The following is a 14677-nucleotide window of genomic DNA, read 5'->3' on the forward strand; positions in this document are numbered from 1 at the left end:
ACCCTAGCACCTTGCTGTTGTAGCCACGCTACTCCGCGTTGTCCTCGGAGTTCTTGCGGGAGCGCACGAGATGCGTGATGCCCAGTGCGAGAACGGCGCCGCCAGCGATCCAGGTAATGGTCACGCCCGCCTGGCCGGTAAGGGGCAGAGACATGCCCGGCTTATCCTTAACCGTAACGGTGACCAATCCGTTAGTATCGGTGCTCGCGTCGGCAGCCGTGGAGTTAGAGGAACTCGCTTCTACCTTGGTGAGTGCGCCCGCGGTGTCATACGTCGCCCTGATCTCGAAGTCGAAGCTCGCCACCGTGTTGTAGCCACTCGGCGCCTTGGTCTCGACTACCGTGTACTTGCCCACGTCGAGACCAGATACGGAGATGCTGCCGGTGTTGTCCGTCGTGAATTCGTAGGCGGAATCGCCCAGCGAACCATCGGCCTGCACGTACTTCGTGCCGGCGCCTTCATCGGGGGTCGTCGCCTGAATGGTGAACTTGGCGCCCGAAAGCTTCGTGGACTGCTTGGAGCTGTCGACCTTGACCAGGTTGAGCTTGAAGGTGTAGTCGCGCACGCTCGACGGAGTGGAGTAGCCCTTGCTGTCGGTGCCGGGGTTGTTGGAGTAGGTGAGCATGACGCTGTTGTCGTTATAGCCGTTCGCCACCACAGCGGAGGAGTTGAGCACGGCGCTATAGGTCACGTACACCTTGGTAGTGCCGTTCACCGGAATCGCCGTACCAGATGCATCCTTGAGGCTCTTCAAGTCGGTGAACTCAACCCCAAGCACACTCGTGTTGCCGGTGTTGGTCGTGAGCGCCGTCGTGTAGTTCGTGTAGCTGGCATCCGTCGTCGTAACCGTCGCCGGGACCGTGTAGCTTGTGCCATCGGTCTCCACCGTGACCGCGACGGTTGAGCTATCGGCGGTAAGCCCAGCCGAAAGGGTATCGGTGAACTTGTAGTAGTAGGTGGTGTAGCTGGGGATGGAGTCGGCAACCGAACCAATCAGGCGGTACTGCAGGCTCTGCCCCACCTGAGAATCGGCAACGTTGGACCAATCGGCGCCCGTCGCATCGTTCTTCACTTGCTTGGTCACCGTAGGAAGGGTGGTCTTGGGTGAGACGGTAAGGGCACTGCCGCCGACCACCGCATAGATGGGAGCGGAACCAACCTGGTTCGTGCCAGTGTCGGTGGAAGTCGTGTTAGTGAGGAAAAGCCAATAGCCGGTAGGGAGGTTCTGCGCAACACCGATGGTCAGCTCCGTCGGAGTGAGGTTCGTATCTTCGCGCAGGGCGTTGGCGATGTTGGAGTAGAGCTTGTTGCTCTCGATGATCGTGCTCGTGCCGGAACTGCCCTCTGCGGGCAGGTGGGTGCTCAGGTAATCAGCCGCATCCTGAGCCGTCGTACCCTTATAGCTCTTGTCAAGCGCCTTGATCTGCTCCACGACCACCTTACCGACTTCCTCACTTGCCCAAGTGATGTTCGAGGCGGTCTTCGAGGTCCCGTTGTCCACCACGTCGGCCTTGAAAATCTGATAGCCAAGCGTAGTCGTTGCGTCGGACTTGTTGTTGGCGTTCTGCAAGATGGTCACGCTGCCATTGGCGGAGGTGGTTGTCGCGTCGTCCGCAAATGCGGCGACCGGCACCACAACCGGGCCCAACGCCATCGCAAGCGCCAGACCAGCAGTTGCTGCCATGCGTGCGATGTTGTGCTTTCTCATTGTCTTTCCTCTCTAACCTGCGGGCGCTTTGCCCAGGTCACATAAGCTTTTTTCGTCTCCCTCTACAAGCCGTAGTGGCTTCCGGCATCAGGGCCGGCGCTTTGGGTCTCCCTTCCTTCGCCGGATTGCAAACACGATCAGTGCCACACCGACCACTGCAAGGCAGATGGCAGGCAGGTACGACGTTGAGTCCCCAGTGAAGGGGAAGGAACCACCGAGCGTTTGCAGGATGTCCTTGACCTCGCTCGGAACGGTTACCGCGCCGTTCAGCACCGAGACATCGGCCTCCCCCGAGTCCTTGTCAAAGCTGTCCGCCCTCAAGGGGGATTCGGCAGAAAGGCGCTCATCATTGGTCGAACGGATAATCTGGGGACCAAGCCCCACCGTCAGCGTGATGGAAGGCATGCCCGAGAAGGACTCATAGCCCTCGGGCGCCTGGACCTCCTCAACCGCGAAGGTGCCGGAATCGACACCAGCAACCGCGATGGCCCCGTTCTGGTCCGTGGTCACGGTGGCGTCGTCCGTGGTCCAGACGCCATCCTGCGTGAGATGACGGCCACGGTCATCGGTCACGCGCAGTACCGCACCCGCCAGGGCAAACTCGCTCGTAGCGTCACGCTTGACCAGGTTGAGGTCCCACGTGTAGGCAATGGCCTCGTCCTCCTGCGTCTCGGCCAGTGTCTCCGAGTACGGCGCGCTTGGATAGCGAAGCGTCACCGTGTTGGGGTTACCATGCGCTGCTCCGCGATCGGCGTCCTGCGCAAGTGGCGCGTCATAGACCACGCAGACCTCAAGGCCCTGGTCGGCGTAGACGCTGTGACTGGAGGCAGAGACGATAAGGTCCTTCACGGCAATATCAAAGGTTGAGCCATTCTCACCCGCGGCGTAGGTGGTTGCGTATTCCTTCTCGTCCAGCTCGACCCACCCGTCGCCGGGCTCAGTCCCCTGCGCCCACATCGACGCTCCCGCGGGAGCAATGTACACGTGCACATTGCTTGGCCGCTCAAGGCCTGCGGATAGCACGTCATGGAAGGTGATCGAGTATGCCTTGTAGGCGGAGTTGGGCGAGAGGTTCATGGGCACGGTGGCAACAAGGCGCCAGTCAAGCTCGTCTCCCGCGGTGGCGTCGGCCTGCTTCTGCCAGCTGTTTGACGAGTCCTCCAGTACGTGCTTCTCGACCGTAGGAACCGAGGTCTTGGTGGTTGCGGTTACGTCCGCTCCACCCACGGCAACGAGAATCGCCGCAGTGCCGGACTGGCCCGTGCCCACGGAGTCGCTAGTGGCGGTGAGAAGCCAGTAGCCCGCCGGAAGCGTAGCCTGCGTACCTACGGTAACGCTCGCCGTAGGCGTGCTACCTGCAAGCGTACGCGCAATGGCGGCGGGCACGGAGGAGGCAGTTGGCGCCAAGGCAGCGTCGCTCTCGACGTTCTCGTTTAGCCAGTCGGCGGCATCCTGGGCGGTGGAGCCGCTGTAGGAGGGGTCGGCAGATTTGATGGCGGAGGTGACTGCCTTCTCGGCGGCGTCGCTAGCCCACGAGACGTTAGCAAGGATCTTGTGGCCGCTCACGGCATCGCTCACGTCTGCCGAGAAGAGCTGGTAGGCGTCAAGCGCGGTGGACGCGCCCTCGGTTGCAGTGACGGTGAGATGCCCGGTCTGCTCGGCAAGCGCGCGGGCGGGCGAGCAGAGCGCAAGCACGGCGACGGCCAGGCAGCTGGCGAAGCAGGTTGCAATGGTGCGCGAGAGGGACTTAGTCACGGCCATCGCCACCCTTCCCTGCCGCGTGGCGACGGGCGTGCATCCAGAGCGCCGCTGCGACAAGCGCACCCAAGCCAATCGCATAGGTTGCGCCAAAGCCCGCGCCTCCGGAGAGCGGAAGCGTCGTTATGCCGCACGTGTTGGTGAAGCTTGCCCGTGCCGTTTCGCCCTTGGCGATCGTGCCCTTGGCGTTCTCGGACGTGGTGCTGTACTTGTCGTTAGACTCCTCGATCACCTCGTAGGTGGCGCCAGCGGGCAGTGCGCTCGCGGTCTTGGTTTCGCCGTCTTTGAGCGTGAAGGTGGCCTGGCCGTTGGAGAAGAGCATGTCGCCGTACTGGCCGGAAAGAGTGGCGCCCGAGCCGCCGAGCTTCACCGTGAAGGTGAATGCCTGGGTAGAGCCCACTTCGCCCTTTACGTGCTTGGTCACGGAGAGGGAGCCTTCCTGCACGGCGTTGGTCACGGCGACCGTGGCGTCAGCGGAAAGCGTGCCCGTGGCAGCGGTGGCGCTGCCGTTGTAGGTCACGTCGTAGAGCAGCGCGTCTTCAGCGGTGCTCGTGACCTCCTCTACCGTGTAGGTGGTGCCCGAGGGGATGCCAGCAATCGTCACCTGCTGGCCAGCGCTGAGCTGAACCGAGCCCGTACCGTTGGCATCGAGCGTGATCGTGCCGTTAGCAGGGACCGTGGCGCTGGAGCCGTCGACCGTTCCGCCTGTGTAGGAGTAGGTGCCCGAAAGCGGGTTGCCGGAGGCGTCCTTCAGCGTGATGCGCATGGTGAACTGCTGAGAGGTGCTTGCGGCCTGGCCCGAGACGGTCTTGCTCAGCGTGAGCTTGTAGAGGCGCGTGTTGGTAAAGGCAGCCGTGGCGGCGGTGCCGTCGCTGGGCACCGTGCCCGCAAGCGTGCTGGACGACGCCGCGTAGTCGCTATTCGACGTTTCAGTGACCGTGTAGGTCGTGCCTCCCGGCAGGTACTTGGCTGTGGCGCTCTGGCAACTCTTCAGCGTAACCTTGGCCACGCCGTTGGTGAAGGTCATGTCGCCGTAGGTGCCGTTGATGCTCGTGTTGTCCAACGCGACCGTGAAGGTGAAGTCGGTCTGAGAGTTCGTCTCGCCTTCGACGGTCTTGGACACGGTAAGGTCACCGTCGGAGGCGGGGGCTGCCTCGAGTGATGCCTTGACAGTCTTTTGCTTGATGACTGCACCAATCATGTGCTGGAAGCTCTTGCCATCGGGCGCGGTATAGGTCTCCGGGTCTGGAGAGTACTGGCGCGTCTCCTCAATCCAGGTGAGAGCGTCGCTAGCAGTCACGGTGACGCTGCTGGTGGGTTTCGTCGACGACACAAGGTAGAACTGCTCTCCCGCTGACACTGTCGACACAGCCGTCGCAGTCCCAAGCGCATCGGAGTAGCCGGTAACGCCAGACGGGAGGGCGAGCGCATATTCGCCGTTGTAGTTTGCGCCCTCGCTGAGGGTAAGGACTCCCGTACGCCAAGTTTTCGTGGCGGGATCGTAGGTGAACTTCGCATCCGAGGAGGTAATGCTTATCTGCGAGTCCTGCGGCTCCTGGCGGAGAAGCCTGCTGTAGTCAGCGCTGTCGAGAAGCGTTGCCGTAAGCGGGGTCACCGAGACGGCAGCTTCCCTGGTCATATCGTTATTAGGGACTCCATAGCTGGCGAGGGTGACCCAGATGGCATTCTGCGTGGCGTCATATGCGCCCTGCTCGGTAACGTAGTAGTCCGACGCCTGCGAGGCATACGTCACGAACGGATCCTCGCTATTGATGAGGGCATAAACCGCCTTGTAAAACTTTGTCGCAATGATGTCGTTGTACGTTAGGCCAGACGCAGTGGTCCCCCCTGTAAAGTACAGGGAAAAGACTTGCTGCATGAATTCAACGAGCTTCTGATAATTCTCGGAGCTTGAATCCTTGCTGTTCTCATAGGTAAAAACGGTGTCCCCGAGGATAGTTGGATAATCGCTCCTCAGGTTGTCCGGGGCTTGCAGGGCATCATTGAATTCCTGGAGCGTTGCTCTTGGTATACCAGAAACGACTTTGTAAAGGTTAAGCCCGTTATAGTTATAGCCCGCATAGAGGATTGCCTCCAGCTTGTGCATGCAGGCTTCGTACTCCTCTTTCGAGGTAAAGCTTGCCTCGGTGAGATAGCCTTGCGCGTAGTCTGGAACAGTGGGTATTTCATTCGTCGCATGCGGCCAGTGGGCCTGGTTGTTCATGCAATAAAGGATGATCCTGGTGCTCGACGTGTCATTGGGCGTGCTGTACACCGAGTGGATGCCCGTGGTGGTGTCGTAGTAGATCTTCTCGGTCACCGTCGCGTCCGTGGACGCAGCCGCAACAGCGGTGGCCTCGTCGGCCTGAAGCGTTGCGAGAAGCCCCTGGGCGCCGCTTGGCTCGGAAGAAGAGGCCGCTCCGTTTGAAAGAAGCGTCATGGCAGTTGTAGATGAGTCTTCGCTGGCGCTGCTCGCTCTGGACTCGCTCGCGCCCGCATCCGAGCCAGTGGGCCTGCCTGTCTCTCCCGTTGTTAACGTGGCATCATTTTGGTTGGACGCGCCTGTCTCGGTAGTTGAAGAACTAGTACTCGTCGAGGCTTCAGCTGCTGCTGTACTGTCAGCAAATGCCCCAACAGGTAAGCACAGCGCCAACACGAGCCCCACGATTGCCATAATGAAAAGCGCAGGTACATAGGCTCGTTTTGTTCTTCTCATTTAGGCTCCGTTAAGGTATCTATGTTACGTATTTGGTAGCAATACAATTTTGTATTGCAATATAAGGCAATAACATCCTAAGGGGCTCACAAAATCTCGCGATTTCCAGCCGACGCATCAAAAGTGGGCGTCCCGCGTCTGCAGGGCGCCCACGCAACTACATCAAACCGGCTAGCCCACTAGGGCAAGGATCTCTGAAAGCCCCTTCTTGCCAAAGCTCACGCGCTCGCCCGTGCCGTCATCGACCACAAGGCACGGCACGCTCATCACGTCGTAGCGCTCGCGCAGCGCCGGGAAGCGGTTGACGTCGTAAACGTTGGCCGTAACCAGCGGGTTGTCCGCCGCCATGCGCTGGCACGCCACCACCACGTCCGGGCACATGGTGCACGAGAGCCCCACCAGCACGCGTAGGCTCACCGGGCGCGCAATGTCTGCGATGCCCTGGCGGTCAGCGTCCGCGATGGGCTGGCCGGGACCCGAGGCGTTGTAGAGCCCCAGCACAAAGGACGTGAACTCGTGGCCGCCGGGAACGCCGTGGAAGGCAAGGCCAGAAGGCGTGCCATCAGTCCGCACAACCTCAACAAAGGGCAGCTCGGCGGGGTCATCGACAGAGGCGTCTGCCTCCTCCACGCGGAGCAGCTCCGTCTGCGCTGCCAGCGCGTCCATATAGGAGCGCAGCTCGGCCGAGACTTCGCCGCCATCGAGGTGCAGGCGCAGCACCAGCGGGTTCTGCATGCGCGAGAAGACCGCCTGGAGCTGGGCCGCCATGGCATCGTCGATGGGAGAGCCGGGCGTCGCGGCAGGTGCGGCGGCCGCTGTAGACGCGGGCTTCTCGGCCACGTCGCGCATGCGACTGGCAGGCTGCTTGGGCACGATGCCGGTGCGTTCGCGCGCGGCCTTGAGATAGCGCTCCATCTCGGTTGCCGTGGCCGCGCCCTCCCCCACGGCGGTGGCAACCTGGCGCAGGCGCTTCTGGCACACGTCGCCTGCGGCAAAGAGGCCGTCGACGCTCGTCATCTGGCGGTCGTCAGTGATCACGTAGCCCTGTGGGTCGAGCTCGGCCACGCCCGCCACCAGCGAGGTTGCCGGTGCGTAGCCCACAAAGACAAAGACGCCCACCGGGCCGCCGTCTGCCGAGGAGAACTCGTGCTTCTCGCCTGTTGTGCGGTCAAGCCAACAGACGCCCCGCACCACGGAGTCGCCCTCCACGGAGAGGAGCTGCGCATTTGTCCGTACAGTGATCTTCTCGTTGGCATAGGCTGCGTCGGCAGTGGCCTTTGCGCAGGTGAAGTCGTCGCCGTGGACCAAGATGGTCACGTGCGAGGCGTACGTGGTGAGAAAGACCGCCTCCTCCGCCGCGGCAAAGCCGCCACCCACCACGAAGACCTCGCGACCGGTGAAGAACTCGCCGTCGCAGGTGGCGCAGTACGCCACGCCGTGGCCGCGGAAGTTCTCCTCGCCCTCGAAGCCGGCGCTTCTCGGCGAGGCACCGGTGGCGAGAAGAACTGCCAGACAGCGGATGTCGCCGCGCGAGGTGTGCACCACCTTGACGTCTGCAGCGAGGTCAAGCGATTCCACGGTTGCAAGCAGCATCTCGGCGCCAAAGGCCTCCGCCTGACGGCGCATGGTATCCGTGAGCTGCTCGCCGCTTGCCGTGAGCACGCCAGGGTAGTTCACGACCTCGGAGGTGATGGTGATCTGGCCACCAAAGTGCTCGCGCTCGACCACCAGCACGCGGTAGCGCGCGCGGGCCAGGTAGAGCGCGGCCGTGAGCCCGGCCGGGCCGCCGCCAATCACCACCGCGTCGTATACGTTGTCGATGTTGTTCTCGCTCATGCGCCTACCTCCCCCGCCGCGCGCGGCGAATCATGGATGGAGCCCGCCGAGCCAGTGTGGCGGGCTCCGGAATGTGTCTGGGCTCTGCTCCCCCGTGTGATTAGAGCTGGCCGACGAGGTCAAGCGAGGGCTTGAGGGTCTCGGCGCCCGGCTGCCACTTGGCTGGGCACACCTGGTCGCCGTGCTCGCGGACGAACTTGGCGGCCTGGACCAGGCGCAGGAGTTCCTTGGCGTTGCGGCCGATGCCGCCCGCGGTGACCTCGTAGACCTGGATCTTGCCGTCGGGGTCAACGATGAAGGCACCGCGCTCGGCAAGGCCGTCGGCGGGGATCAGGACCTCGAAGTCCTCGGCAAGGACGTGCGCGGGGTCGGCGAGCATGGGGTAGGTCACTTTGGAGATGCGCTCGGACTCGTCGTGCCAGGCCTTGTGGACAAAGTGGGTGTCGCAGGACACGGAGTAGACCTCGCAGCCCTCGGCTTTGAAGGCGTCGTAGTTCTCGGCCAGCTCCTCAAGCTCGGTGGGGCACACAAAGGTGAAGTCAGCGGGATAGAAGAAGAACAGGGCCCACTTGCCCAGGACGTCAGCCTTGGTGACAGTCTTGAACTCGCCGTTCTGGAATGCCTGGACGGTAAAATCGCCGATTTCCTTGTTGATGAGGGACATGTGACGCTCCTTCTCTGTGATGGTGGTTGTCTGCGTACCTCTATTGATACTGGGACTTATTATCAACAGTTGATAAAGGATTGCAAGCGGAAATTTCGACTTTTTCGGGGGCGGTATACCTCCACTCCCCCTCCCCCTCGTGTTCTTTAGCGGTATTTGAGAATCGTGCTTCCTGCCAACTGGGCAAATGCAACGACCGATTCCCAGAAACCGCTAAAGAACGGTGGGCGGAGGAAATTGCGGATGCACGGGGCTAGGGGGATACGGGGGCACTGCACCAAAATCGGCACTTCTCAGTACTTTTTTCGGTTACTCTTGGTATCACCTCACTGGTCGCTTTTCCCTACCTGCATCTCCGTAAATAGTTCGGCCCATGTACTCGGCAACTCGCGGTAAAAGTACTGAATAGTCTGGTTTTTGGTGCAGCAGGGTCCCGCACAAGAGAGCTTGGACCTCTTTTGCTCTCGCTCCTCGCCATGCTTTAGCGGTATTTGAGAACCACGCTACTTGCCAACTGGGCAAACGCGGCGGCCGATTCCCAGAAACCGCTAAAGAACGGGAGGGGTGCGAGTGGGATAAGAGCTCAGAGCCGTCGGCGACACGTAACTCTCGCGTAGTCGCGCTAAATGGGATATAGTCCTAATATTGTTTGGGTAACATCACCGTGTAAGCCAAAGCCACGCACGGAGAGCGGGAGCACGTCATGGAGAGAAGAAACACGCGCCAGCGCCAGCTGGTGCTCGAGGCAGTGCAGGAGCTGTGCGACCACCCCACCGCCGACGAGATATACCTTCGCGTCCGCGAGCAGGACGACCACATCAGTCGTGGAACCGTCTATCGCAACCTGCACCTGCTCGCTGACACCGGAGAAATCCTTTCGGTGAAAACCCCCGGCGGTGAACGCTTTGACCGCCGCATGGACCACCACGCCCACCTGGTGTGCTCGGAGTGCGGCACCGTGATTGACGTCCCCATGCCCAAGCAGGACGACTTCTGCCGCCAGATCGAGCGCTCAACCGGCTACGCCAGCATCTCTACCAGCACCATCCTCACCGGCGTGTGCCCCGCATGCCAGGAGCGTCTTCGTAAGGCTGCGGGGGCCGAGTAGAGGTAACAGAACGACGGCCCTCCCCCACGGTTTGGCGGGAAAGGGCCGTCCGGAACGTCGCCTACGTGAGTGGTTCCTCGCGACTAGGCGACGGGCTCCTCGGCCAGGTTGTCGAGGATGTGCTCGTCCTTCTCGTCCCACTTGGGCATGGGACGGAAGAGCTGGAACAGCATAAGCGCGAGCAGGGCAAAGGCAACCACGGTCCAGAACCCAAAACTCCCAAAGACGAAGAGCTCGTAGAACTGGTTGATGAGAAGACCCACGACCCAGCCAAAGCCGCACTCGTAGCCAATGGCGAACCAGAACCACTTGGGGTCGTCCATCTGCCTGCGGATGGTGCCCATGGCGGCAAAGCACGGCGCGCAGAGCATGTTGAAGGCAACAAATGCGCACATGGCACCAACGTGGAGCGTACCGGCAATGGTGAACATGTTGGCGAAGCCCTGCCACATGGAGACGGAGTTCTCGGTGGCGTCACCAAGCCCGTACAGGACGCCGAAGGTGGAGACCAGGTTCTCCTTGGCGATGAGCGCCGAGATGGTGGACGCGGTGGCCTGCCAGGTGCCAAAGCCGAGCGGAGCGAAGATGAAGCTCAGGGCACCACCGATACCGGCGAGGATCGAGTAGTCCATGTAGGTGTCGGGCGCGCCATCCATGGCCTGCAGGAAGCCGAAGGAGCCGTCGCCGCCCTCCCAGCCGGCCAGACCAAAGTTGGAGAGCACCCAGATGCCCACGGCGGCCGCGAAGATAATCGTGCCTGCCTTCTTGACGTAGGCAGAGACGCGCTCCCACACGTGCAGCGCCCAGCTCTTGATGGACGGCAGGTGGTAGTCGGGCAGCTCCATCACAAACGGGATGGGCTCGCCGGCGAAGCGCCTGGTCTTCTTAAGCATGACAGCCGAGATGATGATGGCTACGATGCCCATGAGGTAGAACATCGGGGCGACCCACCACATGTCGGAGCCGCCGGCGAGAACGCCCATGACCAGCGCGATGATGGGGAGCTTGGCGGAGCAGGGAATCATGGTGGTGAGCATGGCGGTCATGCGACGGTCGCGCTCGTTCTCGATGGTCTTGGTGGCGAGCACGCCCGGAACGCCGCAGCCGGAGGACACGATCATGGGGATGAAGGACTTGCCGGAGAGGCCAAAGCGACGGAAGACGCGGTCCATGACGAAGGCCACGCGGCTCATGTAGCCGCAGTCCTCCAGGAAGCAGAGCATGACAAAGAGGACGAAGATCTGCGGGATGAAGCCGAGAACCGCGCCAACGCCGCCGATGATGCCGTCAACCACGAGCGAGATCACCACGTCGGAGGCGCCGGCGTCAGTGAGCCAGCCAGTCACGGCGTTGGGGATGGAGTCGACAAAGCCGTCGTAGTCGTGCTGGTCGGGCTCGGGGTTGTCGAGCGCGGTCTCGAAGTCCGCCTCGGTGACCGTGGGAAGCACGTCGAGCTCCTGGCCCGCCTCCAGGACGGGGTTGCCGTCCGCGTCGAGCGTGGTGATGACGTTGCCCTCGGTGTCGAGGAAGTTACCGTCGGAGTCGGTCACGGGGACGTCGGTCGCAACGACACCGGCCTCCTTGGCGGCATCCTCGAAGTCAGCGATGGTCGCCTCGTCGTCTGCGGTCTGCGGGTCGGCGTCGATAGCGTCCTGGACGCCGTCGGTGTCGACGCCGGCCTCCTCGGCCGCGGCAATGTAGCCGGAGACCTGGTTGGTATAGTGGGCGTCCTGCCAGGCCTTGTCAGCCTCGTCGAAGGCCGCCTGGCCGTTGCCGCTCACAAAGAAGCCATCGGAGAAGAGGTTGTCGTTCACCCAGTCCGTGGCAGGCGTGCCAACGGCGACAAGGGCAACCCAGTACACGCCAATCATGATGGCAATGAAGATGGGCAGGCCAAGCACGCGGTTGGTAACCACGCGGTCGATCTTCTCGGAGACGGTGAGCTTGCCCGGCGCCTTGACCACGCATGCGTCCATGACCGTGGCGATCCACTCGTAGCGCTCGGAGGTGATGATGGACTCGGAGTCGTCGTCGCGGTCCTGCTCGATGGCCTCGATGACCTTCTCCATGCTGGCAAGCTGCTGCTTGGAGAGCCCAAGGGACTCGATGGCGGCGGAGTCGCGCTCGAAGACCTTGATGGAGTACCAGCGGAGAAGGTCGGGCACGCAGGAGCCGGAAATGGTGTTGGCGATGGTCTGGAGCGCGTCCTCGACCTCGGGCGAGAAGCACTTCACGCCCTTGGCCACCTTGTTGGCACGGCCCGAGTCGACGGCGGTGCCCACCAGCGTATCGAGGTTCTTGGAGCGAAGCGCCGAGACCTCAACCACGGGCACGCCGAGCATCTTGGAGAGGCGCTTGGAGTCGATCTTCTCGCCACGCTGCTCGAGCAGGTCGCACATGTTGAGACCCACGACCACGGGGCGGCCGGTCTCGAGGATCTGCGTGGTGAGGTAGAGGTTGCGCTCGATGTTGGTGACGTCGACGAGGTCGATGATGGCGCTCGGGCGGCCGGAGATGATGAAGTCGCGCGAGACGACCTCCTCCGGCGAGTAGGGGGAGAGCGAGTAGATGCCCGGAAGGTCCGTGAAGAGCACATCGGCGTCCTTCTTCCAGACGGCCTCCTTCTTCTCCACGGTGACGCCCGGCCAGTTGCCCACGTAGCCGTTCGAGCCGGTGAGCTCGTTGAACAGCGTGGTCTTGCCGCAGTTGGGGTTGCCAGCCAGGGCTATGTCGATCTTCTCTGCCATGCCATGCCTTTCCTGGTTGAGTGTGTGCGGGTTGCGGTGGGCCTTCAGAGTTGCCTTCCGGCGGTTGGTCCATCCTTCGGCGTTCAAGCCACCTTCCAAGGCGGTGAGTTTCTCTCGGCTAACTGTTACCCGCATGGTGCTAATTGTTAGTTTTGGCTAACTTTTAGTGCCAAAACATGGGGGCCTGTGCCCCCGGTACTCCCAACGCTGCCTGCTACGCGACACCCTGAGCAGCTGCCTTCGCCACGTCCGTGACCTCGACGCAGGAGGCCTCGTCCTTGCGCAGCGAAAGCTCGTAGCCGCGCACGGTGACCTCGATGGGGTCGCCCAGGGGCGCAACCTTGCGCACGTAGATGTACGTGCCCTTGGTGATGCCCATGTCCATGATTCGACGCTTGATGGCGCCCGTGCCACTAAGCTTTGAGACCGTGCAGGTCTCCCCCACGCGCACGTCCTTTAGACTTGCCATGCTCTCCCTTTCTTCATGCCGCACACCGCGCGTGTGGTTGCGCGCAGTCTGCAGCGACTGATAAACGATTGCGGTTGCGGGCCGGCAGCGTCGGCACCGGTGTCGGCGCTAGTACGTGACGATGCGTATGGCCATGTCGCGGCCGATGCCAAAGGTGGAGCCCTTGACGCTTACCACCACGTCGCCGTTCACGCGCGAGACGACCTTGACTTCGGCGCCCTCGACGAAGCCCATCTCAGAGAGGTGCTGACGCAGCGTGGCGCCGCCGCGAACCTTGAGGACGCGGATCGTCTCGCCTTCGCTCACCATTGCCAGGGGGAGCTGGGCGCCCCTCCCGGTGGTCGTTACCTCCACGCGCGCACCCGCCCGGCTGGCGGGGTTGCTGCCTGTCATTACGGCATCAGCCTCCATGGTCGACATCGCAACTCCCTTCTCGGCTCTCCGCGGCTTTCTCGGCTGTCCGTAGCCGCCCCGGTTGGCCATCGCCTCCCCGGCTACCCATCACCTTCCCGGCCGGCCGCACGAGTTGTCCATAGCTAACTCACAAGTAGTATATGGTTAACTTGCTGCGAATTGCCCGAAAAGTCAACTCTTTTTAACTATTGCTACAAAAGTGCAGGTAGGATGTCTGTAATGTGTTTGTTTCTAGCCCATTCGGACGGGAATGTGCGAGAAGCGACACACATTGCAGCGAGAGCAGCGAGGCGTTGGAGCTTCTCGACAGCTCCTTCATGCGGATGCCGCACATTCCGAACGGTTAGGCACCTCTAAATGGCGAGATTGCGCGGCATCGCAGCAATGCCGCGTATTCCGAACGGTTAGACCCCCTTAAACGTTCGGATATTTCCTAACCGGCGAAATCACGCGGCATTGCCGAGAAGGACTGCAGAGCTCTGCCTTCCATCTATATCCCCTGAACATCATCTATTGCCATAGGTGGTTAATATAGACGTCCGCAGGACAGGGTATAAACTAGTACTAAACTAGGTCCAGCATTGGAGGATTCCATGGCTTCAAGGACGGCAGAAGTTAAGTCGTACGTCGAGCCTCAGATCAAGTCGGAGGCATCAGAGGTCTACGCCCGCTGGGGAATGAGCCTCTCGGACGCCGTTAATACATTCCTGATTAAATCGATTGAGGTGGGCGGACTCCCCTTCGACATGCGTCCCGAGCCCAGGCCCGTCTACAAGGCCTCCACGGTATTGCCGGCAGATCCGGCCTACGGCTCCAGCGTCCTACCCGATGATATGGACAATGAGGAGGACGGCATCTATGACAGGCTCGTCGGATAGTGCCATAAGGACGAGCAGACTGGATCCGCGCCCCTGGGAGATCTGGCTCGCTTACGTGCGTTTCGCTGACCATCCAGACGTAGGAAAGGTGCGCCCAATCGTCATTATCGACGAGCGCGTCTCTGCCGTCGTGGCTGCAAAGGTCACAAGCGCGGTTCCTCAGGAGCGCTACTTGTACTGCGAGCTCGCCGACTGGCAGGTCGAGGGCCTGTTGCGCACGTCGCGTGCCCAGGTTGTGCCGCTCTTCCAGGTTTCACGCGCCGACGTGCTTCGCGATACTCCCCTGGGAACGCTCACGGAGCGGGACCGTGTGGCGCTGCAAGCAGCACTCAACGCGGCAGATGGACAGGGACTATAGGCAGTCTGCGACCCCCCGCAT

Annotated in this window: 12 protein-coding genes; 4 read left to right on the forward strand and 8 right to left on the reverse strand. The window is 61.8% G+C overall.

Annotated features, from left to right (window positions below):
- Positions 1-28: 28 nt before the first annotated feature.
- The 3 genes from BT122_RS00165 to BT122_RS00175 form a co-directional block, all read right to left on the reverse strand.
- The gene (locus BT122_RS00165; protein ID WP_072354082.1) at positions 29-1708 is read right to left on the reverse strand and encodes a SpaA isopeptide-forming pilin-related protein; all 1680 of its coding nucleotides are present in this window, start codon (positions 1706-1708) and stop codon (positions 29-31) included.
- A gap of 87 nt (positions 1709-1795) precedes the next feature.
- Positions 1796-3469, reverse strand: a complete 1674-nt coding sequence (locus tag BT122_RS00170; protein WP_072354083.1) for an isopeptide-forming domain-containing fimbrial protein — start codon at positions 3467-3469, stop codon at positions 1796-1798.
- Positions 3456-5906: a DUF7601 domain-containing protein gene (locus BT122_RS00175; RefSeq protein ID WP_072354084.1), complete on the reverse strand. Its 2451-nt coding sequence runs from the start codon at positions 5904-5906 to the stop codon at positions 3456-3458. Before BT122_RS00175 ends, BT122_RS00170 begins: the two co-directional genes overlap by 14 nt.
- On the opposite strand from BT122_RS00175, the gene BT122_RS10790 reads away from it, so the two are divergent.
- Positions 5905-6162 (forward strand): hypothetical protein, encoded by a 258-nt coding sequence (locus tag BT122_RS10790; protein ID WP_143189923.1) that lies wholly within the window; start codon positions 5905-5907, stop codon positions 6160-6162. The genes BT122_RS00175 and BT122_RS10790 overlap by 2 nt on opposite strands.
- A gap of 191 nt (positions 6163-6353) precedes the next feature.
- Here BT122_RS10790 and BT122_RS00180 read toward each other — a convergent pair whose 3' ends face one another.
- Together BT122_RS00180 and ahpC are read right to left on the reverse strand one after the other, a co-directional pair.
- On the reverse strand, positions 6354-8018 hold the full coding sequence (locus BT122_RS00180; protein WP_072354085.1) for an FAD-dependent oxidoreductase: 1665 nt from the start codon (positions 8016-8018) through the stop codon (positions 6354-6356).
- A gap of 100 nt (positions 8019-8118) precedes the next feature.
- Positions 8119-8682, reverse strand: a complete 564-nt coding sequence (gene ahpC / locus BT122_RS00185; RefSeq protein WP_072354086.1) for an alkyl hydroperoxide reductase subunit C — start codon at positions 8680-8682, stop codon at positions 8119-8121.
- A 703-nt stretch (positions 8683-9385) separates the two neighbouring features.
- On the opposite strand from ahpC, the gene BT122_RS00190 reads away from it, so the two are divergent.
- The gene (locus tag BT122_RS00190; RefSeq protein ID WP_072354087.1) at positions 9386-9790 is read left to right on the forward strand and encodes a Fur family transcriptional regulator; all 405 of its coding nucleotides are present in this window, start codon (positions 9386-9388) and stop codon (positions 9788-9790) included.
- Positions 9791-9873: 83 nt separating this feature from the next.
- Here BT122_RS00190 and feoB read toward each other — a convergent pair whose 3' ends face one another.
- The 3 genes from feoB to BT122_RS00205 all read right to left on the reverse strand — a co-directional run bounded on the left by feoB (position 9874) and on the right by BT122_RS00205 (position 13426).
- Complete coding sequence (feoB, locus tag BT122_RS00195) at positions 9874-12537, reverse strand: ferrous iron transporter B (RefSeq protein WP_072354088.1); 2664 nt, start codon at positions 12535-12537, stop codon at positions 9874-9876.
- 214 nt (positions 12538-12751) lie between these two features.
- The gene (locus tag BT122_RS00200; protein ID WP_072354089.1) at positions 12752-13006 is read right to left on the reverse strand and encodes a FeoA family protein; all 255 of its coding nucleotides are present in this window, start codon (positions 13004-13006) and stop codon (positions 12752-12754) included.
- 108 nt (positions 13007-13114) lie between these two features.
- Complete coding sequence (locus tag BT122_RS00205; protein ID WP_286130266.1) at positions 13115-13426, reverse strand: FeoA family protein; 312 nt, start codon at positions 13424-13426, stop codon at positions 13115-13117.
- Positions 13427-14013: 587 nt separating this feature from the next.
- Here BT122_RS00205 and BT122_RS00210 point away from each other — a divergent pair.
- The gene (locus BT122_RS00210; RefSeq protein ID WP_059053750.1) at positions 14014-14298 is read left to right on the forward strand and encodes a type II toxin-antitoxin system RelB/DinJ family antitoxin; all 285 of its coding nucleotides are present in this window, start codon (positions 14014-14016) and stop codon (positions 14296-14298) included.
- Entirely contained in the window at positions 14279-14656 is a 378-nt protein-coding gene (locus BT122_RS00215) for a type II toxin-antitoxin system PemK/MazF family toxin (RefSeq protein WP_072354090.1), read from the forward strand. The genes BT122_RS00210 and BT122_RS00215 overlap by 20 nt, the downstream gene beginning before the upstream one ends.
- Positions 14657-14677 lie beyond the last annotated feature (21 nt).

Origin of the sequence: Olsenella sp. kh2p3 (genome assembly GCA_900119625.1) — a bacterium.
GTDB lineage: Bacteria > Actinomycetota > Coriobacteriia > Coriobacteriales > Atopobiaceae > Tractidigestivibacter.

Coding starts and splice junctions, on each gene's coding strand:
- BT122_RS00165 (WP_072354082.1), bottom strand. CDS start 1,708: ATGAGAAAGCACAACATCGCACGCATGGCAGCAACTGCTGGTCTGGCG.
- BT122_RS00170 (WP_072354083.1), bottom strand. CDS start 3,469: ATGGCCGTGACTAAGTCCCTCTCGCGCACCATTGCAACCTGCTTCGCC.
- BT122_RS10790 (WP_143189923.1), top strand. CDS start 5,905: ATGGCAGTTGTAGATGAGTCTTCGCTGGCGCTGCTCGCTCTGGACTCG.
- BT122_RS00175 (WP_072354084.1), bottom strand. CDS start 5,906: ATGACGCTTCTTTCAAACGGAGCGGCCTCTTCTTCCGAGCCAAGCGGC.
- BT122_RS00180 (WP_072354085.1), bottom strand. CDS start 8,018: ATGAGCGAGAACAACATCGACAACGTATACGACGCGGTGGTGATTGGC.
- ahpC (WP_072354086.1), bottom strand. CDS start 8,682: ATGTCCCTCATCAACAAGGAAATCGGCGATTTTACCGTCCAGGCATTC.
- BT122_RS00190 (WP_072354087.1), top strand. CDS start 9,386: ATGGAGAGAAGAAACACGCGCCAGCGCCAGCTGGTGCTCGAGGCAGTG.
- feoB (WP_072354088.1), bottom strand. CDS start 12,537: ATGGCAGAGAAGATCGACATAGCCCTGGCTGGCAACCCCAACTGCGGC.
- BT122_RS00200 (WP_072354089.1), bottom strand. CDS start 13,006: ATGGCAAGTCTAAAGGACGTGCGCGTGGGGGAGACCTGCACGGTCTCA.
- BT122_RS00205 (WP_286130266.1), bottom strand. CDS start 13,426: ATGTCGACCATGGAGGCTGATGCCGTAATGACAGGCAGCAACCCCGCC.
- BT122_RS00210 (WP_059053750.1), top strand. CDS start 14,014: ATGGCTTCAAGGACGGCAGAAGTTAAGTCGTACGTCGAGCCTCAGATC.
- BT122_RS00215 (WP_072354090.1), top strand. CDS start 14,279: ATGACAGGCTCGTCGGATAGTGCCATAAGGACGAGCAGACTGGATCCG.